The sequence below is a fragment of the Shewanella sp. 1311 genome (assembly GCF_059338235.1).
In genome coordinates this window covers 5,194,663-5,217,388 of the sequence record NZ_CM181686.1, presented here as the reverse complement: position 1 = coordinate 5,217,388, position 22,726 = coordinate 5,194,663, and the positions used below count along the sequence as shown (strand labels likewise).

The following is a 22,726-nucleotide window of genomic DNA, read 5'->3' as shown; positions in this document are numbered from 1 at the left end:
ACCATCACTGGTGGTTGTTGCTTGCCATTGCTGGATGGGCTTTAACGTCGCATTGTTGCGCCAACAGCACTCGTCCACTGTGGGCATTTATAATGGCTAAATGAGATACCGGTTCAATCCGCCAGTCGGAACAATCGCTTACGCGGTTTTCACCGGTAACCACAGCTGCGCCCTTTTGGGTACTGCAATTGGCGGCCTGAAGATTTTGAATAGAACGCTCATTGGCAAAACGGAACCAGCCATATTCACGCCCAATGCTTCACTATCTTGGCAATTTTCTTGGGTTAGAAAGGTGCCTTCTGCCACGTTAGCAAATCTATAAAGCCCGTCATTGGTGTGATCAATCACCCAAGTGCTGGCTTTATCGTCACAACGGCTAACGCTGACATTGCCCTTGGCATTGGTAATGAGGCACTGGTCAGTATCATGGTTAACAATTCGGTATTTCCCCCCTTCAACTCGGGCTTTCAATGGCCAAAACTCATCACTTGGAACGTGTAAAGGTTGCTTATCTGCCATTGACTCACCAAAGTTAGGCTTGCCTTTTTCATCCCACTTAAAGGGGTGAAAAGTTTCGCTTGTGGCGATTTTGGGGTGGCGTGGTTAATCTGGTGATTGACATCGAGCGGATGAGTGAGAATAATACGCGGCAGGTTGCAGAGAAACCTGTCCGCAAAAGATGATATCACTCTGATAAATTAATAGCGTTGCGAATCGATTTCATATCGAACCCACAGCAATCAAATAAGTTTGGCTTAGCGGAATGCCAATAAACTTAGGAGAATTGTTTGTGAAACATGCAACAGCTAACACTTTAAAGCCCGCCAGTATCAATGTTGAACCTTCTGACATTGTGCCCTTGGCAGTCACCGAAACACCCTTCCACTGGAAATCTCACTCAAGCTCTCAGTCAACAGAGTCCTTAGGCACATTAGCTATCCCTACTTTGTATTTGCGTTTTGCATTACCCATGGCCTTCGCCATGATGCTCAGCGGCAGTTACAACTTAGTCGACTCTTATTTTATTTTGAAATACATCGGCGCCGATGCATTGGCTGGGGTAACGATTGCCTTCCCGTTACAAATGATGATTTTCGCTTTAGCCAGCATGATAGGAAATGGGACTGCGACCTTAGTGAGCCGATTTTTAGGGGCAAACGAGTTTGATAAGGCGAGTCAAATCGCGAATAGCGGTTTCGCGTTAGCCCTATGTTGCGGCGTGATCGTCACTGTCGTGTCACTCGCCCAGCTCGATAATCTATTAGCGTTTATTGGGGTAAGCTCAACACTTGCCTTAGCTGCTATAGAGTATCTACAACCCATTCTCTGTTTTAGTCTGTTCACCTTTTTGTTATCCCTTAGCGGCGATTTACTCAGAGCACAAGGCAAAGTCATGGTGATGCTGCTGGTTATCTTGTTGTCGGCGGTCATGAACATTCTGTTCGATACACTCTTTATTACCGTTTTGGAGATGGGCGTAAGTGGTGCGGCGTGGGCAACGGTAGCGGGCCAATGTGTGAGTCTATTTATCGCCGTCGTCTATTTTGTTCCAAATAACCGCTTTGCCAATAAGCAGGCGCTTCATCGGCAAGCTGCCCAGCCTATTTGTTTTAGAATAGAGCAGATAAAGCTCAACCTCACTGAGATAAAAGCGATTCTTGGCTTGGGTAGCCCAATACTATTGTCATATCTTGGGATTGCCTGCGTGATCTCATTGGTAAATCATATTTTAGTCAGTCATTTAGCCAATGTAGTGCCCAATACGCCAGCGGCGAATGAGGTCGCGTACATGATCAGCGCTTATGGTTTGATCGGCCGCTTTAATATCTTTATCGCCCTGCCGCTCATGGCTCTCACCAGTGCAGCACAAACGATCAGTGCCTATAACTATGGGGCGATGGCATCTTCTCGGGTGTTAGCGTGTGCTAAATGGGGAATCGTCTTGACCTGCTGTTATCTGAGTGTAGTGACAATCATATTTATGGGGTTTCCTACCTCAGTATTTGGTGTTTTCACCGATGACCTCGCACTCATTGCCGCCAGTGTTAAGATTTCGAGTGTGACGTTTATCGCCTTACCTTTGGCGGGGATCACAGGTATTGCGATTGCGGTGTATCAAGGCACAAACCGCCCTAAGCTTGCATTGCTATTATCTGGGATAAAAATCTATGGTTTGTTATTGCCCCTGCTGGTCCTGTTACCTCAACTATCCTTTACAGATATTTCATTTATCACAGGTGTATTAAACATTAATATCATGCCAAACGCTTTGATTGAGTTATGGATGGCCTTTCCAATTGCGGACATCTTAGCTTGTCTCTTGAGTTTATTGATCATCAGTATTTGGCCTTTCATTCACGTGCCGCGAGCAAATCGAGTCAGTCATGGAGGTAATGCAAAATGAAGTTAGCCAATATGAAAGACTCAAGTGCTATCGCATTAAATGAAACTAAAATTCGCGCTAAGAAGCTGCTCAAAGCTTGTCAGCAGGGTGAGCCGTCAGCCAAGCAAAGAGTCACAACCTTAATAGCGAAGTTGGGTATCTTACACTCAGATCTCCAGTTAAAGCATTGCCAACAAGTGATTGCTCGTGAGCTAGGCTTTATCGATTTTTATCATTGCCAGCGAGTCCTGTCGGGTCAAGCCATACTCGGGGATGATTGGGGAAACTTATTCCACACTAAGCAATGCGAGACGCTACTCAATCATTGGTTTACTGGCTATTTAGCCGCCCGTGATTTTAATGCACAAGCTGAAGGCACATTGTTACTCCCCTACAAGAAGCAGTTTTTTGTGGTGGAGCGGAAGGATTACTGTAATGCGCTGAATTTGTCGATAATTTCGCAACAGGTGGATAACGCCGGTGAACCGACAATCCTGCGGGATCTGGTGAGTAGCTATGCGAATGCAGACTGGAGCGCCTTTGCGCTGGCCATGATCCAACACAAATTACCCAAAGTGTAATGATGGCTGAGATTGTCAGTGCATCATCTTGAATGAGCAAATCTAGAGTTAAATGACAATAACCAACAAGGCCATCAATGCTGATGGCCTTGTTGGTAAACTATGATGGAGGCGCTGCGTTTCGAATCAGAAACTTAAAGCTAGAATAGCTAAAATGCAAAAAGCCGCTAATTGCTTAGCGGCTTTTTGACTGAATATGGCGGAGGAGTAGGGATTTGAACCCTAGGTGGGCTATAAACCCACGCCGGTTTTCAAGACCGGTGCATTAAACCACTCTGCCACCCCTCCGAACGAGGCGCATAATATAAGTAAGTGTGTTGACTGTAAAGCACTAACTCTCAATTATGCGCCGATTGTTGCTATTACACTCAATCCGCTGGATTTTGCTTCACATCGGCCACTATGCCGACACGTGCGGGATCTGGCTTAGTGAAATGTTTGGCAAAATCGCCCCACCCTTGTTGGCTCTTCAGCACATAGCCGACCACAACTAAGATAGCGCAACATAGGATGCCCCAACCGATCGCTACTTCACCTAGGCTCGCCCACATAGCAACTAAGCTAGATGCACCAAAGGCAATGCTGATCTGCAAGAAGTTCTGTAATCCTGCGGCCTTAGCGGCATTCTGACTAAACTGCTGTAGCGCGCTGTTCACGACTATCGGGTAAATGGCGCCATTAGCTGCGGCCAAAATCGAGAACGAAATAAGCAGTGGGAAAATCGTGCTTGCTGGGAAAATCAGCGTGAACATGATGATCGAAATAACGCAGGCTGCGAAAATCGACAACAAGATATTCAGCGTTTGATGCCCACCAATGCGTTTTATCAGTAACTTACTCGCATAACCACCGACAATAAACATGACGGTTTGCGGGATAAAGCTAAGGCCGATTTCAGTTGGCAGATAACCGTGCATTTCCATCACAATCGGCCATACGGTTAGATAAGCAAAGAAAGCACCGGAACAGGCGCCGAAGATCACGACGTTGCCTAAATAGCGGGTGTTTTTCAAAATTTGCCCATAAGATACCGCAGCATGTTCACTGTGTGTATGCTGACGCTTGCCTGGCACAAAGTACAATGTCATCAATATCAGTAGAAAAGCGATAACACACAAAGAGATAAAGATTGCACGCCAGCCTAATTCGTTCAGAATGTAAGCGCCAAGGATCGGTGCTAATGCAGGCGATAATGCGACCAGTGGCATAATGTTACTGAAAATACCCTGTGCTTTATCGGCATCATATTGCTCAACCACAATCGCTTGCCAAATAACCCCTGCACTACAGGCGCCAATCGCTTGGAAGAAGCGCGCGGTATTGAGCATTAGGATAGAATCACTGTTGGCAATAAACACGCTGGCAATGGCAAACACCACTAGGCCAAAGATCAGTGCCCAACGTTTGCCGATTTTATTGACTAAGGGGCCATAAAGTAGCTGACCTAAGGCAAGACCCGCAAGAAAACAGGTCAGCGACATCGCCACCTGTGATGGGGTACTGTTAAGTGAGCCTTCAATTGCTTTGAAAGCAGGCAAATACATGTCAGTGGCAATAAAGCCGAGCATGCTCAACATGGCTAAATAGAATAGAAACATAAAGAACTTTATGTTTACAAAGGTGTTACTAGACGTTTTCATAAAATAATCGGGTCGGATTGACTAAAGCGTGCAGTCTAATGACTTGTTAAATCTATTGGAAACGTTTATTTTTGACCTGTGCTATCAATTATTTTCATTGGAACGGACGTCAGCTATGCTCTCAGAACAAGCGCTAGAACTCATAGATATTGTGGCTCGTGTAGGAAGTTTCACCGCGGCGGCGAATCGGCTGCATAAAGTGCCCTCTGCCGTGAGCTACGCGGTCAAGCAAATAGAAGAAGAACTCGGCGTCATTCTTTTCGAACGTCACCATCGCAGCGTAACCTTAACGCCTTCGGGTGAACATTTTGTTAAGCAAGCCAGAACCTTGCTTACGCAGATGGACGAGATGAAGCGTGGCACGCAGCGCGTAGCCAACGGTTGGCAACCGACCTTGTCCATCGCGCTGGATAATATCGTCCGTGCCGATAGGATCAGCGTATTGATTGCTGACTTCTATCGGCATTTCCATGATATTGAATTGATTATTCGCATTGAGGTCTTTAACGGCGTTTGGGAAGCACTTGCCACGGGCCGCAGTGACATTGCAATTGGTGCAACAACCGCAATTCCGGTCGGCGGCGTGTACCAATATAAAGACATGGGCGATATTGAGTGGGCTTTTTTAGTCAGCAAAAATCATCCATTGGCCAATATTGACCGTCCGCTAAGCGACGATGAGCTGCGCCCTTTCCCCTCGATTTGCCTAGAAGACACCTCTCGGGAAATTCCAAAACGTATGACTTGGCTGCTCGAAAATCAACGTCGCCTTGTTGTCCCCGATTGGATCCGCGCCATTAACTGTTTCCGCGAAGGTTTAGGCGTTGGTTATATGCCAGTGCACTTAGCAAGTGTGTTTATTAAAGCGGGTGCGCTGGTTGAGAAACAGCTAGAAAATCCTAAGCAGACTAGTCCATGCTGTCTCGCGTGGAATGCCGACAAGATGTCGCCTGCGCTCGCTTGGGTGCTGGAATATCTGGGCGATACTGAAAAATTGCATAAAGAGTGGCTGGCTTAAGCTTGGTTTAAACTCAATATGTTGATCTCTTCCCTATACTTGGCATTGAAATTAGCATTGGACTTGTCTTTGACAATCGGCATTGAACTTGAAATTGGCAGTAAGTTCAGCAGGCCTATTTATCAAGCCCATTCAGTTTTAACGCCGAATTCATGTGCTTATTGGATAAATATACGGATAGCACCAACCTTAGCCAAACGCTTAGCACTTAAGATTTATATGTGTAGCGAGGCAAAATTTTTAAGATTAACAATTTGTTATTCATGGTTCTATGACTTTCACCCGTATCTCAGGTACGGTATCATGAATGCAGTTAAGTTCGTTTTAGGATTTTACGGGAACTTAGTGTGCTGTAAAAAATCAAAACGATCAGTTCGGAAATGTGTCAACGGAGATCAACATGACCCAAGAAACCTTATATTCGACGAGTGCGTCAACACTGGAAGTGAACAAACTTCTTAAAAACACTTATATGCTGTTGTCTATGACATTGGCCTTCTCTGCCCTGTGTGCGGGCTTGGCAATGGCATTAAATATCAGTCCATTAATGTCTATCGGCTTATCGATTGGTGGCCTAGTCTTGCTATTCGTCACTTTACGTAAAGCCGAGTCTGCAGCGGGTATCTTCTGGGTGTTTGCCTTTACGGGTATGGAAGGCGCGTCACTGGGCTACATGCTGAATCACTACGCGGGTATGGCAAACGGCCCGCAGCTGATCATGCAGGCACTGGGATTAACGTCAGTGATTTTCGTTGCCTTATCAGCCTATGCGGTCACCACTAAGAAAGATTTCTCTTTCCTACGTGGCTTCTTGTTTGCTGGCTTGATTGTGGTGATTGCCGCTGCCGTAATTAATATCTTTATGGGTAACAGTGTGGCCTTTATGGCGATTAACGCTGGTATTGCATTATTGATGACGGGTTTTATCCTGTTTGATACTAGCCGTATTGTGAACGGCGGCGAGACGAACTACATTCGCGCAACTATCTCATTATACTTAGATTTCTTAAACCTCTTCATCGCGCTATTGCACCTTATGGGCATAGGTAACGATGACTAATCCTAGTTAGCGATTTTTAGCTTAACTTGCGTTAGAATGGCCCTACTTTTAGGGCCATTTTTATTTTAAATGAGCAAATTTATTATCCAAGTGAACGGGCCCGCTTATGGCACGTCGGCGAGTGTTAACGCCTTACGCTTTTCCCTAGCGGCACTTTTGGCAGGGCATCAGATTATCTGTGTGTTTTTTTATCAAGACGGCGTGTATAACTCCACAGATTTAAGCTTACCCGCCTCCGATGAAAACGATGTGATCAGTGACTGGAAACAGCTCGCGCAATCGCATCAGATCCCGTTAGTTAATTGCGTTTCAGCAGCGCTGCGCCGTGGGATTGTGAGCAAGCAAGATGCCAGCGAGAATGGCCTGAGCCACTGGAATGTGGGTGAGTCATTTATCATGGGCGGTTTAGGCGAGCTTGTCACCGGCATTGAATCGGCCGATCGTTTGATCAGTTTTTAACTCTCAGGGTGACTATGAAAAAATTGTGTATCCTATTTCGCTGTTCGCCACACGGTACTGTTCGTGGCCGCGAAGGTTTAGATCTCGCCCTGCTGAGCGCCAGCTTTGAGCAAGAAGTGAGTTTAGTGTTTGTCGATGAAGGTGTGCTGCATTTGATTAAAGATCAACAGCCTGAGCTTATCGGCGCTAAAGATTACATCTCCACCTTTAAAGCACTGCCGCTGTACGATATCGAATCGGTATTTGTCTGTAAGCAATCCTTAGCCGACTACGGCTTAAGCCATGGCTTACTGTCAGTTCCTGTTACTGTGGTCAACGATGAGGCCATCGCTGCCCATTTAAAACAGGTTGATGAGGTCTTAGTATTCTGATGATTTTACATCATATTCAAACATCTCCCAGCCGAGATAGTGCGTTGAAACTCTGCTTACGTTACGCCTGTAAGGAAGATGCGATTCTACTATCGAGCGATGGCGTGAACGCGTTACTGCTGCGTCAATGGGCAATGGCATTATCTCCCTTCAAGCTGATGGTCTTAAAAGACGATGTCGTCGCTCGCGGCCTATCTGAGCGTTTAAAGAACGTGACGCTTATCGATTACAATGAGTTTGTGGCTCAATCATTACTCCATGACAAGGTGATAACGTGGTAAATCCATTGCAATTTAATGGCGCAGTAATCGCCCGTGACCATCAAGGTTATTTAAAAGATCTCAACGATTGGCAACCGGATATGGCTTTACTATTGGCGGCAGAAGAGCAAATCGTGCTTACGCCCGCCCATTGGGAAGTGATTAACTTTGTTCGCGATTTTTATCTTGAATACAAAACGAGCCCTGCTATTCGCGTATTAGTCAAAGCTATTGGCCAAGCTTTAGGGCCAGACAAAGGCAATTCAAAGTACTTATATACCTTGTTCCCTATTGGGCCAGCAAAACAAGCTACCAAAATTGCAGGCCTGCCAAAGCCAGCTAAATGCATTTAACTCCATAGGGTTACATTACACTTAACTCAAAACGTAAGCATTGAACATCAATGTGGCACAAACAAAAAGGCATGTTCCCTTGGGAAACATGCCTTTCTTTTTACTTGAACAAAGTTAATAGGGTTATTTGACGTTTTCTAACACAACCCAGACGGCTTTGCCTATGGTCGCCAACATCACCGCAAAAAATACAGCAATGACAGCGGTATAGGAAAGCCAACGGAGATAGCGCTGGCCTTTATCCATAGTATTATCTTGCGTTCCATTAGCCTATTTGAGTCAAGCCGCCCATGTATGGACGCAGCACTTCTGGGATTGTGATACTGCCATCGGCATTTTGATAGTTTTCTAAAATAGCCACTAAGGTACGACCCACAGCTAAACCGGAACCGTTTAAGGTATGCAGTAACGCGGGCTTATTATCAGCTTTCACGCGGTAGCGCGCTTGCATACGACGGGCTTGGAAATCCTTCATGTTTGAGCAAGAAGAAATTTCACGATAAGTGTTTTGTGCCGGTAACCAGACTTCGATGTCGTAGGTTTTGCTTGAGCCAAAGCCCATATCACCAGTACATAATATCACAGTACGGTACGGCAGACCTAAACGTTGCAATACAGTTTCAGCATGACCTGTTAGCACTTCGAGCGCCGCCATTGAATCTTCCGGCTTAACGATTTGCACCATTTCAACTTTATCGAACTGATGCTGACGGATCAGACCGCGAGTGTCTTTGCCGTATGAGCCCGCTTCGCTGCGGAAACACGCGGTATGCGCCGTTAACTTAATCGGCAGCTCGTCTTCATCAACAATGCTATCGCGCACTAAGTTGGTTAATGGCACTTCGGCCGTTGGGATCAAGCTTAAGCCTTGGCCTTCTTCGGTGGCAGGTTTAGTGTGGAACAAGTCTTCACCAAACTTAGGCAGTTGACCTGTGCCCAGCAAACTTGCTTCGTTAACCAGTAACGGCACATAGGCTTCGGTATAACCGTGCTCTGTGGTGTGCAAGTCCAGCATGAATTGACCAATGGCGCGGTTTAAGCGGGCAACTTGACCTTTCATTACGATAAAACGTGAGCCAGTGATTTTCACTGCATTTTTAAAATCTAAACCGTTTAGGCCTTCGCCTAAATCGATATGATCTTTAATTGGGAAATCAAACGTGCGTGGCGTGCCCCAGCGACGAACTTCAACGTTCTCCGTTTCATCGGCACCGATTGGCGCGGATTCGTCTGGCAGGTTGGGCATCGACATGGCAATGGCATTGACTTCTTCAAGCACGGCCGCCAGTTCAATCTTTCTGGCATCCAGCTGTGAACCTAAATCGCCCACTTGCGCCATGATCGCTTCAACATCTTCACCACGGGCTTTAGCTTGGCCAATAGATTTGGAGATGGCATTACGCGACGCTTGTAATTCTTCGGTAGCCACTTGCAGTGACTTACGCTTTTCTTCTAATTGAGTGAGGTGAGCTATGTCTAAAATAAAGCCACGGGTGGCCAGTCGCTCAGCGGTAACTTCTAATTCGTTGCGCAAAAATTTAGGATCTAACATGTGATATATTCTTAATAGTTAAATGCGAGAAAAAACCAGTTGCTGACCTAAGTACACCATGAATAAACATAGACTTAGATTCAACACCACATTCAAAGTCGCCTTCAGCCAATCCCCTTCTTGCAGCAGCAATAAGGTTTCATTAGAGAAAGTCGAAAACGTTGTCAAAGCGCCCAACAGGCCGATACCGATCAGCGCTTTGAGTTCTGGGCTGATATGACTCATTTGCCCCAGTGCGTAAATTACGCCCATTAAAAATGAACCGAGGACATTAACCAACAGTGTACCAAAAGGAAAACTGCTGCCAAATACTTGGATCATGAATATTGAAATAAGATAGCGAAAAACAGCCCCAATTGAACCACCTAGCGCCACAAGTAAGAGATTATTCATATCTTTTGTGCTCGCTGGCTTGATCTAACTGGGCTAATTGCGCCAACTTATCTTTGATTCGCTTCTCGAACCCTCGCTCAGTCGGAAAATAAAACTGCGCTGTTTGCAGGGATTCGGGGAAATAATTTTCACCACTGGCATAGGCATTGGCTTCATCATGGGCATATCGATACCCTGCTCCCATGCCAATGTCTTTCATTAACTGAGTCGGTGCATTGCGTAAATGGTGCGGCACTTCGACTTGCCCAGTATCGCGAGCTAACTCACGGGCGGCCTTAAATGCGGTATAGACAGCGTTACTCTTAGGCGCGCTGGCAAGATAAACAATGGCTTGTGCTATTGCTCGTTCACCTTCGGCTGGTCCAACACGGTGAAAACAATCCCAAGCATTAAGCGCGATGGTCATCGCCGCAGGATCGGCATTGCCGACATCTTCAGAGGCAATCGCCAGTAAGCGCCTTGCGACATACAGCGGATCGCCGCCGCCTTCTAATATTCGACAAAACCAATACAGCGCCGCATCGGGTGCTGAACCGCGAATTGATTTATGGACGGCTGAGATTAAATCGTAAAACTGATCGCCATTTTTATCGAATCCGGCAACTTGGTGCCCCGCCACTTGGATCAACATATCAGTGGTAAAGGTGCCACCGTCGATGAGCATATCACTCATCAACTCAATAAGATTTAAGGCTTTACGGGCATCACCATCACAAAGTTGTGCCAATGTGGTGAGCACATCGGTTGGCATCACAAATTGGCGTTGGCCTAAGCCACGCTCGGTATCGCTTAAGGCTTGAGTCACTATGTGGGCTATCTCATCATGGCTTAAGCGCTTGATAAGATAAACCCGTGCCCGCGAGAGCAAGGCATTGTTGATTTCAAATGACGGGTTTTCAGTGGTCGCACCGATAAAAATCACAGTGCCATCTTCAATAAATGGCAGAAAGGCATCCTGCTGGCTCTTATTGAATCGGTGGACTTCATCGACAAACAATAACGTGCGTTGACCACGGGATTCAGCCACGGCTTTCGCTTGCTCAATCGCCGCGCGAATATCTTTGACGCCAGAGGTGACCGCAGAGATGCGTTCAACGTGCGCATTTGAATAATGTGCGATTAATTCGGCTAAGGTCGTTTTACCTGTGCCCGGCGGCCCCCACAACATCATGGAATGGGCGCGTCCCGCTTCCAATGCTTTGCGTAGCGGCTGGCCTTCACCCAGTAAATGGGCTTGACCTATGTACTCGGCGATCGTTCTTGGCCGCATACGTGCGGCCAAGGGACGAAAGTCGGGGGCGAAATTAAAGGATAAACTGCTCACGCTATCGCCTAGTGCGCTGTTTTACGACGTTGATCATCAACATCGACATTGTCAGGCAGCACAAAGCTGAACAGCGCTTTGTCTTTATCGGTAATCGCTTGCTGATTGCTCAAATCAAATTGGCTCAAATTACCTTTGTCATCGGCAACATTAAAATTGGCTAACTGGGCATTTTTGAAACACACCTTGACAGACAATATGCCCGAATCAATCGCTTTAGGTTTGATCTCATAGCAGTCTTGTTGCTTGGTCACGGAATACTGTGACCAAGTGGCATCGTCGCGGTGGACTAACAAAGCAATAGGCGAAGCATTGATTGCCTCGGCAAAATCCATGATGACCACTTCTTCGGCGAAGGGATTGTAGATCCATAAATCTTTACCATCGGCGACAATTTGCGATTCATCGGGCTGAGTTAAATGCCAATAAAACTGATTTGGATAGGCCAATGCAAAGATACCAGAACCTGTCTGAATGACCTTTTTATTGACGTCAGTGACGGTTTGTTTGAAATCGGCTTTTAGTGAAGCAGTACCAATTAACTTGTCTCTTAACTGCTGCGCATCATCGGCAAACACAGTCGCGCTAAATAGTAAAGGTGAAGCTAACAACACAGCGCATAATCGTTTTTTCATTTTATTCCTTACCCTGTCAAACCCTTGGGTGTATCAAAGCCACGCCTTAGCGCGGCTTAATAATGTTTTGGTGGCGGCGGCGCTAAGACTTCACGGTTACCGTTGTGGCCTTGAGCCGAAACGATACCATGGGCTTCCATCTGTTCAATAATGCGCGCTGCACGGTTATAACCAATCTTAAATTTACGCTGTACGCTTGAAATCGAGCCGCGACGGGTTTCGGTCACAAAGGCGACGGCTTCATCGTAGAGTGGATCGTATTCTTCATCGGTTTCTGCGGTTTCACCCGGTAGCAAGACTTGCTCACCATCGCTGGCACCATTGAGAATTTCATCGATATATTGCGGTTTACCACGGGCGCACCAATCGGCAACAACGCGGTGAACTTCATGATCGTCAACAAAGGCGCCATGGACACGGTTTGGAACCGCAGTACCCGGTGGCAAGAACAACATATCCCCCATACCGAGTAAGGTTTCAGCACCCTGTTGATCTAAAATGGTGCGCGAATCGATACGCGATGACACTTGGAACGCCATACGTGTCGGAATGTTAGCTTTAATCAAGCCAGTAATCACATCCACTGACGGTCTTTGGGTTGCCAGAATCAAATGTATGCCTGCAGCGCGGGCCTTTTGCGCGATACGGGCAATCAACTCTTCCACTTTTTTACCGACAATCATCATCATGTCGGCAAATTCATCGACCACGACAACAATCGATGGCAGCTTATCTAACGCAGGCGCTTCAGGCTCCATGCTGTCGGATGACTTCCACATAGGATCTAAAATCACTTCGCCATTGGCTTTCGCCTCAGCAATTTTGGCGTTATAGCCCTTGATATTACGCACGCCCATCATAGACATTAGCTTGTAGCGACGTTCCATCTCGCCCACACACCAGCGCAGTGCATTGGCGGCCTCTTTCATATCGGTGACGACTTCACAGAGCAAATGCGGGATGCCTTCATAGACAGACAATTCCAACATTTTTGGGTCGATCATGATAAAGCGCACATCTTCTGGGCCAGACTTGTACAGCAAGCTGGTGATCATCACGTTTACGCCCACAGACTTACCAGAACCTGTGGTACCGGCAACTAATAAATGCGGCATTTTTCCAAGGTCAACCACGACTGGGTCGCCGGCAATATCTTGACCTAACACCATAGTTAAGTTGGATTTACTGTCGGTAAAGGCGGCGCAATCTAACACATCGCGCATAAACACGGTTTCGCGGAATTTGTTCGGCAATTCGAGTCCGACATAAGCCTTGCCCGGGATAACTTCAACCACGCGCACACTTTCAGCCAGCAGTGAACGGGCTAAATCCTTCGACAGATTAGAGATTTTTGACGCTTTAACGCCAGGCGCTAATTCTAATTCGAAGCGCGTGATCACAGGACCTGGATACACCCCCACCACATTGGCGATGATGTTGAAATCGGCTAACTTCACTTCAACTAGACGAGCGACTTGATCTAACTCTTCTGGGCTGATCGGGTTTTTCTTACGATCTGGCACATCAAGCAAATTGATACTGGGTAACGGGTCCATTGGTTTTTTTGGCGCGGGTTTATCTTCTTGTCCCGGTAACACCACAATGCCATCCACAATCTTCGCTTTTTGATCTTGCTTCTTACGCTGGGCTTGATTCACGGCGCCCGTTGAGGCTTTTGTATCAAAATTAATGACGTCATCATCGGTAAAGCCTAAGCTTTCATCGTCATCTTCCGCCAAGGTTTGGCTGTTAAACACTGGCTCATTGTCGTCGTGATCTAATGAATGAGAATTGAAATCGGCTCTTTCTTGCTCATCATTTCTTGCATGTTGAGGTTCAGCTAACCAAGGTGGCGCTTCAAAATTGCCATGGGCGGCAAAATCCTCTTGATCGATTTGAGGTTCAACCCTTTGTGCATTTTTGCTTTTACTGCCATTCAAACTCAAAATTTTTGCAAGGGCCGATAGCTTGGTTTTTTGCGGCGCAACTTCTTCAGTATTAATGCTTTCGGTAATAAACCCATCATCTGCTGCAGTAGACAGGGTTGGGGTTATTTCGGCTCTGCGGCCAATATGACGTTCACGCACCTTTGGCGTGGCAACGACTGGCGGCTTCTCAAGCACGTATTGTGATTCGCGGCGCTGTTTAAACTTGTCGACCACAGACATAAAACCACGGGTATCTTCGGTTTCACGCTCACGTTTCATCGCTTGCGGTAATAATTTAAGTTTCTTATAAATCCAAATAGAGATTAAGCCGATTTTCTCGACCACGGTCAGCCAGCTGATCCCCGTCAACAGGGTAAAGCCAGAACCTAAGAAGCACAGCAGCAATAAGGTGGTGCCGAGTTTGTTGAAATACGGCAGCATGGCTTGGCCGATCACATCGCCCGCCACCCCGCCTGCCGAAAACTCGTAGATATTGTTAGCGTTCATACTCGCCAGCGCAGAAAACCCAAGGATGATCAGTAAAAATCCAATCAATCTCAGGGCCACTGAAAAGTAATCAACTTCGAGCAAATGATGGGCGCGTTTGAACAGCAGCCAGCCGGTCGACGCAACAATGATTGGCATGATGTAAGCCGTGACGCCGAAGAAATATAACAGAATATCGGCTATCCAAGCCCCTACTGCTCCGGTCCAGTTTTTAATATCGCCTTGAAAATGCGACTGACTCCAACCAGGATCAGACGGACTAAAACTCGTCAATGCGAGCAAAATATAAGTGGCGAGGACACAACAAATGATGAGTCCGCCTTCCAGCAGACGTTGCAGGCCAGTGAGCGTGCGTACACTATTTCCTTGAGACAAACGACGTAATCCATAAAAAGTGAAAACAGGTGGCCTAACGATACCAGAATCCCACTAAATGTGGAGCACATTAGCCTGTTTTTCTGTGCAGAATTGGCCATGATTGGCAAAAATTAACCTATTGGGGTGTTTAAGTGTGCTTTTGGAGAGGAATGAGTTATTACACAAACACTTCCGTTAACAACTCTGCTTAAAAATGCCACAAAAATAAGCCCCTAAGTTGGCGAACTTAAGGGCTCTAACAAGGTTAGTCGTCGTAGGTGTTAAACGGGAAAGTTGTACTTACTTGACCAATAAATAAGGGGCCTAAGCCCCTTATTGTAAAACCAAACAATCAGGGTAATTTAGATATCTGAGAGTAGATGATTTATCGCTACGCGACTGGTGTGTTTAACCTCTTCCATCACGACATAAGTCCGCGTGTCGGAAACAGAAGGTAATTTCAACAAGGTTTCACCTAACAAGCGACGATAAGCCGACATATCTGAAACACGAGTTTTCAGTAAGTAGTCAAAATCGCCTGAAACCAGATGACACTCTTGAATGTCGTCGAGTAACTGCACTGCACGGTTAAACTTATCAAACACTTCGGGAGTATCACGGCTTAAGGTGATTTCCACGAATACCAGTAGGGATGCACCCAGGAAATGAGGATTGACCAATGCAGTATAGCCATTGATATAACCTTGCTTTTCGAGTCGTTTCACTCTTTCTAAACACGGAGTTGGACTAAGTCCGACTCTTTTTGATAATTCCACATTAGAAATGCGGCCATCAAGTTGTAATTCGTTAAGAATGTTGCGATCGATGCGATCCAAGTCTTTTACAGGACTCTTTTTATTATATGCCATTTATTTAACCTTGCTTTATCACTAAAACAACATTTTATTCTACGTATGCCGAAAGTTCAGCAGCATAAACTGCGTCGCCGATACTATACTAGATATCCCTGAATTAATCACGTTCAGGTCACGATAAAATAACAATTATGCCCATTAAAAGTGGGTTTTCAGGCAATTGAGGCTCAAAGATGATTATTGGTGTTCCCAAGGAAATTAAAAACCACGAATATCGTGTCGGTATGGTTCCTTCTAGCGTTCGCGAGTTAGCGATCAAAGGTCACGAAGTTTTTGTAGAAACAAATGCTGGCACAGGTATTGGTTTTTCAGATCAAGATTATATTGATGCTGGCGCCACAATTTTAGCGACTGCTGCTGAAGTTTTCGCTAAAGCGCAGATGATTGTAAAAGTAAAAGAGCCTCAAGCAGTTGAACGCGCTATGTTGCGTCACGATCAGATTTTATTTACTTATCTGCATCTTGCGCCAGATTTACCGCAAACTGAAGATTTAATTAAAAGTGGTGCCGTATGTATCGCTTACGAAACTGTGACTGACGACCGTGGTGGCCTGCCCCTACTTGCCCCAATGTCAGAAGTTGCTGGCCGTATGTCCATCCAAGCTGGCGCTATGGCATTAGAGAAATCTTCTGGTGGTCGCGGTATGTTACTGGGCGGCGTTCCAGGGGTTGAACCAGCTAAAGTCGTGATCATTGGCGGCGGTATGGTCGGTACTAACGCTGCACAAATGGCCGTTGGCATGGGTGCTGATGTGGTTGTACTTGACCGTAGCATTGATGCACTGCGTCGCTTAAATGTGCAATTCGGCTCTGCCGTAAAAGCCATTTACTCTACTGCTGATGCAATTGAACGTCATGTTATTGAAGCCGATCTTGTGATCGGTGGCGTACTGATCCCAGGTGCTGCGGCACCTAAATTGGTTACCCGTAGCATGATTTCACGTATGAAGCCGGGCAGTGCCATCGTTGACGTAGCAATCGATCAAGGTGGTTGTGTTGAAACTTCACACGCAACCACTCACCAAGATCCGACTTATATCGTTGATGATGTTGTGCATTACTGTGTGGCGAACATGCCTGGTGCGGTTGCTCGCACTTCCACTTTCGCCCTTAACAATGCAACGCTACCGTATATTCTTAAGTTAGCTAACTTAGGCTATAAAGAAGCGCTGTTGCAAGACAAGCACTTACTCAATGGCTTAAACGTGATGCACGGTAAAGTAGTCTGTAAAGAAGTGGCTCTCGCCCTGAACTTAGCGTTCACCTCTCCAGTTTCATTACTGGCATAAGCGTTGAATTAGCTTAAGCTTTCGGTGGAACATTGCGTTTGTTTTACCTAGCTAATGATCCAAATCGGCCTCGACTCTGTTGAGGCCGATTTTTTATTGGCCAGAACCAAAGCTCAAACATGCGAATCGATAATCTCCCGTATGCAAACTTGTCCCGTGCTTTCGCTAGTGATGCCCTCTCAAGCTGTTTATTTCGCCACAGTAAAGTAAAACTGACACTCTGAATACCAAAGCGCACTGACTCGATTAGCGCAATCTAAAAGAATCACCCTCCAACACTTTACCCCTACAGGTAAATTCCCTACAATCCTTGCAATTTGCTAAAGGCACGGAGATAAAAATGAGCCAGGTCAGACATTGTAACTTATTGATTTTGGGTTCAGGCCCAGCAGGATATACCGCAGCCGTTTATGCTGCGCGTGCTAATTTAAAACCTGTGATGATCACAGGTATGCAGCAAGGTGGTCAATTAACCACTACGACTGAAGTTGAAAACTGGCCAGGTGACGCGGATGACTTAACCGGTCCAGCACTGATGGAACGTATGCAGAAGCATGCTGAAAAGTTCGATACTGAAATCTTGTTCGATCACATCAACGAAGTGACTCTAACCGAGCGCCCTTTCCGTTTGAAAGGCGATAACGGCGAGTACACCTGTGATGCGCTGATCATCGCAACTGGCGCTTCTGCCCGTTACTTAGGATTAGAGTCAGAAGAAGCATTCAAGGGCCGCGGTGTATCAGCCTGTGCGACCTGTGATGGTTTCTTCTATCGCAATCAAAAGGTCGCTGTGATCGGTGGCGGTAACACTGCCGTTGAAGAAGCATTGTACTTAAGCAATATTGCCGCTGAAGTGCATCTGATCCACCGTCGTGACACCTTCCGCTCAGAAAAAATCTTAATCGACCGTCTGATGGACAAAGTCGCCAATGGCAACATCATCCTTCATTTAGATCAAACCATGGATGAAGTGGTTGGTGATGCTATGGGGGTGAACGGCCTGAAGATGAAGAGCACTAAAGATGGCTCTATTACTGACTTAGCCGTTGCTGGTGTGTTCGTCGCCATTGGTCACAGTCCTAATACCGGTATTTTTGAAGGCCAGTTGGAAATGAACCACGGTTATTTAAAAGTACAGAGCGGGTTGCAAGGGAACGCCACGCAAACCAGTATCGAAGGTGTTTATGCTTGTGGTGATGTGATGGACCAACATTATCGTCAAGCGATTACTTCTGCGGGCACAGGCTGTATGGCCGCACTCGATGCTGAGCGTTATTTAGACGCTAAAAAGTAACTAGACTCGATTTTTCAACGAATAGCAGGCTTAGCCTGCTATTTTTTTAGCCCAAAATCCTTAAGCGATTACAAAAAATTTTGTGAGCTTGCCAATCAGTACTGTTCACGCGTGCAGGTGTTTTTCCTTCACGATGCTTAATCTTGTACCAGTCAAATGAGCGCTTATAAGTGTTTAAGTAAATAACATCAATGGGTTAAGTCAAAAATGGCGCACAAAAAAAGGGACCAAATGGTCCCTTCTCTACAGCAACAAACTAATTTCTTAGTTTAACGCTTCTTTTGCTTTTTCAACTAAAGTTGCAAATACAACTTTGTCGAATACAGCGATGTCAGCCAAAATCTTACGATCGATTTCGATAGACGCCTTTTTCAGACCGTTGATGAAACGGCTGTAAGACAGACCATTTTGACGAGCGGCAGCATTAATACGTGCAATCCAAAGTTGACGGAATTGACGTTTTTTCTGACGACGGTCACGGTAAGCATATTGACCAGCTTTAGTTACTGCTTGAACAGCAACACGGTAAGTACGGCTACGAGCGCCATAATAACCTTTAGCTAGTTTTAAAACTTTCTTGTGACGAGCACGAGCGGTTACACCACGCTTAACTCTTGGCATTTTCTAAACTCCTAAATTAAGCGTAAGGTAATTGACGCGCGATTGCTGGAACGTCAGCTTTTGATACTAAACATTTGGCACGTAAGTGACGTTTACGTTTAGTGCTTTTTTTCGTCAAAATGTGACGTAAGTGTGCTTGCTTGCGCTTGAAACCATTAGCGGTTTTCTTAAAACGCTTCGCTACACCCTTGTCTGTTTTCATTTTAGGCATTTCTAAAACTCCGCATTGGGATGTTTAATAAAAAGCAAGGCGAGCAAAGGCCATAGACCTTTGCTACTTTAAGTTTTGCCCTACTTATTTCTTTTTAGGCGCTAGCACCATAATTGCTTGTCGACCTTCCATTTTCGGGAAAGATTCAACAACCGCATACTCGTCCAAATCAGCCTTGATACGGTTCAATAGATCCATACCCAGGTTTTGGTGTGCCATTTCGCGACCTCGGAAACGTAGCGTAATCTTCGCTTTGTCCCCGTCTTCCAGAAAACGTATCAGGTTGCGTAGTTTTACCTGATAGTCGTTTTCGTCAGTTCCAGGACGGAATTTAATTTCCTTAACCTGAACCTGCTTTTGCTTCTTCTTTTGTTCCTTGGCTGACTTAGCCTTATCAAAAAGGAACTTACCGTAGTCCATAATGCGACATACTGGAGGTTCAGCATTTGGACTGATTTCTACCAGGTCTACACCTGCTTCATCTGCCAAATTCTGAGCATCTCTGATGCTTACCACACCAATAGCTTCACCATCAATGCCAGTTAAGCGTACTTCAGGTACACCTGTGATTTCTTCATTGATTCTATTAGGGGCTGGCTGACGCCCTGCTGTTTTTTTGATCTTTATGACCTATTCCTCCAACAATTTGAGACTACGGAGCGAAATCTGTTGATGGATTTTAGTGGCGAAATCTTCAAGTCGCATCTTACCTAAATCGATACCATCACGGGTACGCACCGCTACTTCCTTATTTTCCATTTCTTGATCGCCAACGACCAACAAATAAGGGACACGCCTTAAGGTGTGTTCGCGTATTTTAAAGCCTATTTTCTCATTCCTCAAGTCAAAAGACGCTCGAATACCTTGTTCTTTGAAGAATTTTACGACTTCTTCAACATAATCAGCCTGTTTATCAGTGATATTCATCACGACAACTTGCATTGGGGCTAACCAAGTTGGGAAACGTCCTGCATATTCTTCTATCAAGATACCCAAGAATCGTTCCAAAGAGCCTAAAATGGCACGATGGATCATCACTGGGGTCTGACGGCTATTATCTTCGGCAACGTAAGTTGCACCAAGACGGCTTGGCAACGCATAATCGAGCTGCACAGTACCACATTGCCACGCACGGTCCAAACAATCGTGTAAAGTAAATTCGATTTTTGGTCCGTAGAACGCGCCTTCACCTGGCAAAATGGTGAATTCAATATTATTGTCACGCAGAGCTTGCTTAAGCGCTTCTTCCGCTCTGTCCCACATCGCATCGTCACCGATACGTTTTTCTGGGCGAGTCGACAGTTTCACCACGATATTTTCAAAGCCGAAGGTGGCGTATGTATCGTAAACCATCTGGATACAAGCACTCACTTCCTCTTGAACTTGGCTGTCAGTACAGAAAATATGGGCGTCGTCTTGGGTAAAGCCACGTACGCGCATTAATCCGTGTAACGAACCAGAAGGTTCATTACGGTGACAGCAACCAAACTCAGCCATACGTAATGGCAGGTCACGGTAAGATTTCAACCCTTGATTGAAGATCTGCACGTGGCCAGGGCAGTTCATTGGCTTGATAGCATATTCGCGGTTTTCACTGCTGGTCGTGAACATGGCTTCTGAGTATTTATCCCAGTGACCAGAACGTTCCCACAACACGCGGTCCATCATTAATGGGCCTTTCACTTCTTGGTAAGTGTATTGGTTTAACTTACGGCGAATGAATCTTTCTAATTCGAGGAAGATGCTCCAACCGTCGTTGTGCCAGAACACCATACCCGGTGCTTCTTCTTGCATGTGATACAAGTCGAGCTGCTTACCGATTTTACGGTGGTCACGCTTAGCCGCTTCTTCAAGACGGGTTAAGTGTGTGCTCAAGGCTTTTTTGTCAGCCCAAGCAGTACCATAGATACGTTGCAACATCTTGTTTTCTGAGTTGCCACGCCAGTAAGCGCCAGCAATGCTCATTAATTTGAAATGTTGGCAGAAACGCATGTTAGGTACGTGCGGTCCACGACACATGTCTGTGTATTCTTCGTGATGATACAGCGCAGGCGTCGCGTCTTTGCTGATGTTCTCATCCAGAATGGCAATCTTATAATCTTCGCCGCGCGCAGCGAATGTATCGCGCGCTTCTTGCCAGCTAACCACACGTTTTACTACGTCATAGTTAGTTTTGGCCAGTTGAAGCATGCGCTTTTCTAAGGCATCGATGTCATCTTGAGTCAACTTGTGCTCAAGGTCGATATCATAGTAGAAGCCGTTATCGATAACTGGACCAATCGCCATCTTGGTTTCTGGCCACATTTGCTTAATCGCATGACCTAATAAATGTGCGCAAGAATGGCGAAGAATTTCAACACCTTCTTCGTCTTTGGCGGTAATGATTGATAGCTCTGCATCGGTTTCAATGAGATCGCAAGCATCTTTTAATTCGCCATTAACGCGGCCAGCGATACAAGCTTTCGCTAAACCTGGGCCAATATCGGCGGCAACATCGAGGGTCGATACAGCATGAGCAAACTCGCGTTTGCTACCATCGGGAAGTGTAATTACAGGCATGAAATGTCCTTTCCAGTGGTGACCCACACGTAGGGCCACTTGGTTTTAGTTAATGTAAGAGAAATGCTCGCTAGGTTAAGACAGTACAGGAGTCTTAGCCGCCTTGCGTAGCAGGGCGTTTATTCTAAGGGATTGTAGCTAAAAGGCGCAAGCATATTGGCCAGAATTGGGATTGAAAGCAAAAAGCAAATTCATGATTTTGCAGTGTCTTGGTAACTTAGCGGTCATCTAACTCCCCTATTCTGGCGCCAGTTTATTAGCCATCACTGAAAACATGACAAGGGAGTTGATATGTTGAACTGCATTCTACTGGCTGTGGCACTCACGAACACAGCCGCCGCTTTACCTGAGCCGCAGCATATAAGTACAAACGAACCTAAGATCGATACTCAAGTATTACTCGTTGATATTAAAAGTGAGCTTGAGCTACAGATGCAGCGTTTAACGCTGGATATTACCCAAAATGCCCGCGATGGCGTGTTACACAGTAGCGAAATGGAAGGGTTAGTCACGGTTAAGGACTAAATCTAAAAGGGTTATTTATCCACTAAGCAAAGCATTTAACCAGAAGGTCTATCATGCTGCCTTTTGAGACCGACTTCGTCTAAGTCAGCGCACTGCACTCTGCTGTATACTCAAATAGGAAGCACTTAAATAGAAGTAGTCGAATAGGACGAACATAAACAGCACTCAGGTTTGCAAAGCCAACGCGCAGAACAATAGGTGCGATGAACTAACTAAGTGTGAGATGTGCTGATTGAACTGAGCGATTCGCTCTATTCTATTGTGGCTTTCTTCTATTAGCTATAAGGAGTTACACCATGAGAGTCATGAACAAAATTATTGCTTGTCCCCACTGCGGGCACCATCAAGATATCAGTATCGATGCCAGCTGCGGAGATCAAGATTATTACGATGATTGCCGAATTTGTTGTAATCCCATTCACTTACGCTTACATATCGACGAGTTGAGACGTACCGTTGAGCTGTATATCGATTCAGACGACGAGCAAATCTATTAAACGAGATTGCACTAAAGGCTGCGATGTCACGAAA

Annotated in this window: 26 protein-coding genes and 1 tRNA gene; 12 read left to right on the top strand and 15 right to left on the bottom strand. The window is 45.9% G+C overall.

What is annotated here, in order from left to right; genetic code table 11:
* Positions 1 to 4: 4 nt before the first annotated feature.
* Together AC5YB3_RS22885 and AC5YB3_RS22880 are read right to left on the bottom strand one after the other, a co-directional pair.
* Entirely contained in the window at positions 5 to 211 is a 207-nt protein-coding gene (locus tag AC5YB3_RS22885) for a hypothetical protein (RefSeq protein WP_494527206.1), read from the bottom strand.
* Positions 139 to 519, bottom strand: a complete 381-nt coding sequence (locus tag AC5YB3_RS22880; protein WP_494526260.1) for an RICIN domain-containing protein — start codon at positions 517 to 519, stop codon at positions 139 to 141. Before AC5YB3_RS22880 ends, AC5YB3_RS22885 begins: the two co-directional genes overlap by 73 nt.
* A 271-nt stretch (positions 520 to 790) precedes the next feature.
* Between AC5YB3_RS22880 and AC5YB3_RS22875 the strand changes: the two genes are divergently transcribed.
* Complete coding sequence (locus tag AC5YB3_RS22875; protein ID WP_494526259.1) at positions 791 to 2,404, top strand: MATE family efflux transporter; 1,614 nt, start codon at positions 791 to 793, stop codon at positions 2,402 to 2,404.
* Positions 2,401 to 2,964: a hypothetical protein gene (locus AC5YB3_RS22870; RefSeq protein ID WP_494526258.1), complete on the top strand. Its 564-nt coding sequence runs from the start codon at positions 2,401 to 2,403 to the stop codon at positions 2,962 to 2,964. The genes AC5YB3_RS22875 and AC5YB3_RS22870 overlap by 4 nt, the downstream gene beginning before the upstream one ends.
* Before the next feature lie 197 nt (positions 2,965 to 3,161).
* On the opposite strand, the gene AC5YB3_RS22865 is transcribed toward AC5YB3_RS22870, so the two are convergent.
* Both AC5YB3_RS22865 and punC read right to left on the bottom strand, forming a co-directional pair.
* A tRNA-Ser gene (locus AC5YB3_RS22865) sits at positions 3,162 to 3,252 on the bottom strand.
* 80 nt (positions 3,253 to 3,332) lie between these two features.
* A complete protein-coding gene (gene punC, locus AC5YB3_RS22860; RefSeq protein ID WP_494526257.1) occupies positions 3,333 to 4,604 on the bottom strand; it encodes a purine nucleoside transporter PunC in 1,272 nt (423 codons plus the stop codon).
* A gap of 115 nt (positions 4,605 to 4,719) precedes the next feature.
* Between punC and punR the strand changes: the two genes are divergently transcribed.
* The 6 genes from punR to AC5YB3_RS22830 all read left to right on the top strand — a co-directional run bounded on the left by punR (position 4,720) and on the right by AC5YB3_RS22830 (position 8,125).
* Complete coding sequence (gene punR / locus AC5YB3_RS22855; protein ID WP_494526256.1) at positions 4,720 to 5,622, top strand: DNA-binding transcriptional activator PunR; 903 nt, start codon at positions 4,720 to 4,722, stop codon at positions 5,620 to 5,622.
* Positions 5,623 to 6,022: 400 nt separating this feature from the next.
* Positions 6,023 to 6,682, top strand: a complete 660-nt coding sequence (locus tag AC5YB3_RS22850) for a Bax inhibitor-1/YccA family protein (protein WP_220592966.1) — start codon at positions 6,023 to 6,025, stop codon at positions 6,680 to 6,682.
* 69 nt (positions 6,683 to 6,751) lie between these two features.
* Positions 6,752 to 7,141: a sulfurtransferase complex subunit TusD gene (gene tusD, locus AC5YB3_RS22845; RefSeq protein WP_494526255.1), complete on the top strand. Its 390-nt coding sequence runs from the start codon at positions 6,752 to 6,754 to the stop codon at positions 7,139 to 7,141.
* A 14-nt stretch (positions 7,142 to 7,155) separates the two neighbouring features.
* Entirely contained in the window at positions 7,156 to 7,512 is a 357-nt protein-coding gene (tusC, locus tag AC5YB3_RS22840) for a sulfurtransferase complex subunit TusC (protein WP_063882974.1), read from the top strand.
* On the top strand, positions 7,512 to 7,793 hold the full coding sequence (gene tusB / locus AC5YB3_RS22835) for a sulfurtransferase complex subunit TusB (protein WP_006081641.1): 282 nt from the start codon (positions 7,512 to 7,514) through the stop codon (positions 7,791 to 7,793). The genes tusC and tusB overlap by 1 nt, the downstream gene beginning before the upstream one ends.
* Positions 7,787 to 8,125, top strand: coding sequence for a TusE/DsrC/DsvC family sulfur relay protein (locus AC5YB3_RS22830; protein WP_259579881.1), 339 nt, complete (start codon positions 7,787 to 7,789; stop codon positions 8,123 to 8,125). Before tusB ends, AC5YB3_RS22830 begins: the two co-directional genes overlap by 7 nt.
* 123 nt (positions 8,126 to 8,248) lie before the next feature.
* Here the strand turns inward: AC5YB3_RS22830 and AC5YB3_RS22825 are convergent, their stop codons facing one another.
* From AC5YB3_RS22825 to lrp, 7 genes are all read right to left on the bottom strand, one after another.
* The gene (locus AC5YB3_RS22825) at positions 8,249 to 8,371 is read right to left on the bottom strand and encodes a hypothetical protein (RefSeq protein WP_006081643.1); all 123 of its coding nucleotides are present in this window, start codon (positions 8,369 to 8,371) and stop codon (positions 8,249 to 8,251) included.
* Positions 8,372 to 8,390: 19 nt separating this feature from the next.
* Complete coding sequence (gene serS, locus AC5YB3_RS22820) at positions 8,391 to 9,677, bottom strand: serine--tRNA ligase (protein WP_259571159.1); 1,287 nt, start codon at positions 9,675 to 9,677, stop codon at positions 8,391 to 8,393.
* A gap of 18 nt (positions 9,678 to 9,695) precedes the next feature.
* Positions 9,696 to 10,070 carry a fluoride efflux transporter CrcB gene (gene crcB, locus AC5YB3_RS22815; protein ID WP_006081645.1) on the bottom strand — a complete coding sequence of 125 codons (375 nt, stop codon included), beginning with the start codon at positions 10,068 to 10,070 and terminating at the stop codon, positions 9,696 to 9,698.
* Positions 10,063 to 11,394, bottom strand: coding sequence for a replication-associated recombination protein A (locus AC5YB3_RS22810; protein WP_107947538.1), 1,332 nt, complete (start codon positions 11,392 to 11,394; stop codon positions 10,063 to 10,065). Before AC5YB3_RS22810 ends, crcB begins: the two co-directional genes overlap by 8 nt.
* Before the next feature lie 8 nt (positions 11,395 to 11,402).
* Complete coding sequence (gene lolA, locus AC5YB3_RS22805) at positions 11,403 to 12,029, bottom strand: outer membrane lipoprotein periplasmic chaperone LolA (protein WP_259504819.1); 627 nt, start codon at positions 12,027 to 12,029, stop codon at positions 11,403 to 11,405.
* A 56-nt stretch (positions 12,030 to 12,085) separates the two neighbouring features.
* The gene (locus AC5YB3_RS22800; RefSeq protein WP_494526254.1) at positions 12,086 to 14,839 is read right to left on the bottom strand and encodes a DNA translocase FtsK; all 2,754 of its coding nucleotides are present in this window, start codon (positions 14,837 to 14,839) and stop codon (positions 12,086 to 12,088) included.
* A 344-nt stretch (positions 14,840 to 15,183) separates the two neighbouring features.
* Entirely contained in the window at positions 15,184 to 15,690 is a 507-nt protein-coding gene (gene lrp / locus AC5YB3_RS22795) for a leucine-responsive transcriptional regulator Lrp (RefSeq protein WP_006081649.1), read from the bottom strand.
* Positions 15,691 to 15,869: 179 nt separating this feature from the next.
* On the opposite strand from lrp, the gene ald reads away from it, so the two are divergent.
* Complete coding sequence (gene ald, locus AC5YB3_RS22790) at positions 15,870 to 16,985, top strand: alanine dehydrogenase (protein ID WP_494526253.1); 1,116 nt, start codon at positions 15,870 to 15,872, stop codon at positions 16,983 to 16,985.
* 340 nt (positions 16,986 to 17,325) lie between these two features.
* Entirely contained in the window at positions 17,326 to 18,279 is a 954-nt protein-coding gene (gene trxB / locus AC5YB3_RS22785) for a thioredoxin-disulfide reductase (protein ID WP_011846834.1), read from the top strand.
* 264 nt (positions 18,280 to 18,543) lie between these two features.
* Here trxB and rplT read toward each other — a convergent pair whose 3' ends face one another.
* From rplT to thrS, 4 genes are all read right to left on the bottom strand, one after another.
* Complete coding sequence (rplT, locus tag AC5YB3_RS22780; RefSeq protein ID WP_006081652.1) at positions 18,544 to 18,900, bottom strand: 50S ribosomal protein L20; 357 nt, start codon at positions 18,898 to 18,900, stop codon at positions 18,544 to 18,546.
* A gap of 16 nt (positions 18,901 to 18,916) precedes the next feature.
* The gene (gene rpmI / locus AC5YB3_RS22775; protein ID WP_006081653.1) at positions 18,917 to 19,111 is read right to left on the bottom strand and encodes a 50S ribosomal protein L35; all 195 of its coding nucleotides are present in this window, start codon (positions 19,109 to 19,111) and stop codon (positions 18,917 to 18,919) included.
* An 84-nt stretch (positions 19,112 to 19,195) separates the two neighbouring features.
* Entirely contained in the window at positions 19,196 to 19,738 is a 543-nt protein-coding gene (gene infC, locus AC5YB3_RS22770; RefSeq protein ID WP_012089240.1) for a translation initiation factor IF-3, read from the bottom strand.
* 3 nt (positions 19,739 to 19,741) lie between these two features.
* Complete coding sequence (gene thrS / locus AC5YB3_RS22765; RefSeq protein ID WP_011846833.1) at positions 19,742 to 21,670, bottom strand: threonine--tRNA ligase; 1,929 nt, start codon at positions 21,668 to 21,670, stop codon at positions 19,742 to 19,744.
* Between the two features lie 291 nt (positions 21,671 to 21,961).
* Between thrS and AC5YB3_RS22760 the strand changes: the two genes are divergently transcribed.
* Entirely contained in the window at positions 21,962 to 22,195 is a 234-nt protein-coding gene (locus AC5YB3_RS22760) for a hypothetical protein (RefSeq protein ID WP_311987750.1), read from the top strand.
* Between the two features lie 296 nt (positions 22,196 to 22,491).
* Positions 22,492 to 22,692, top strand: coding sequence for a CPXCG motif-containing cysteine-rich protein (locus AC5YB3_RS22755; RefSeq protein WP_006081657.1), 201 nt, complete (start codon positions 22,492 to 22,494; stop codon positions 22,690 to 22,692).
* Positions 22,693 to 22,726: the final 34 nt, after the last annotated feature.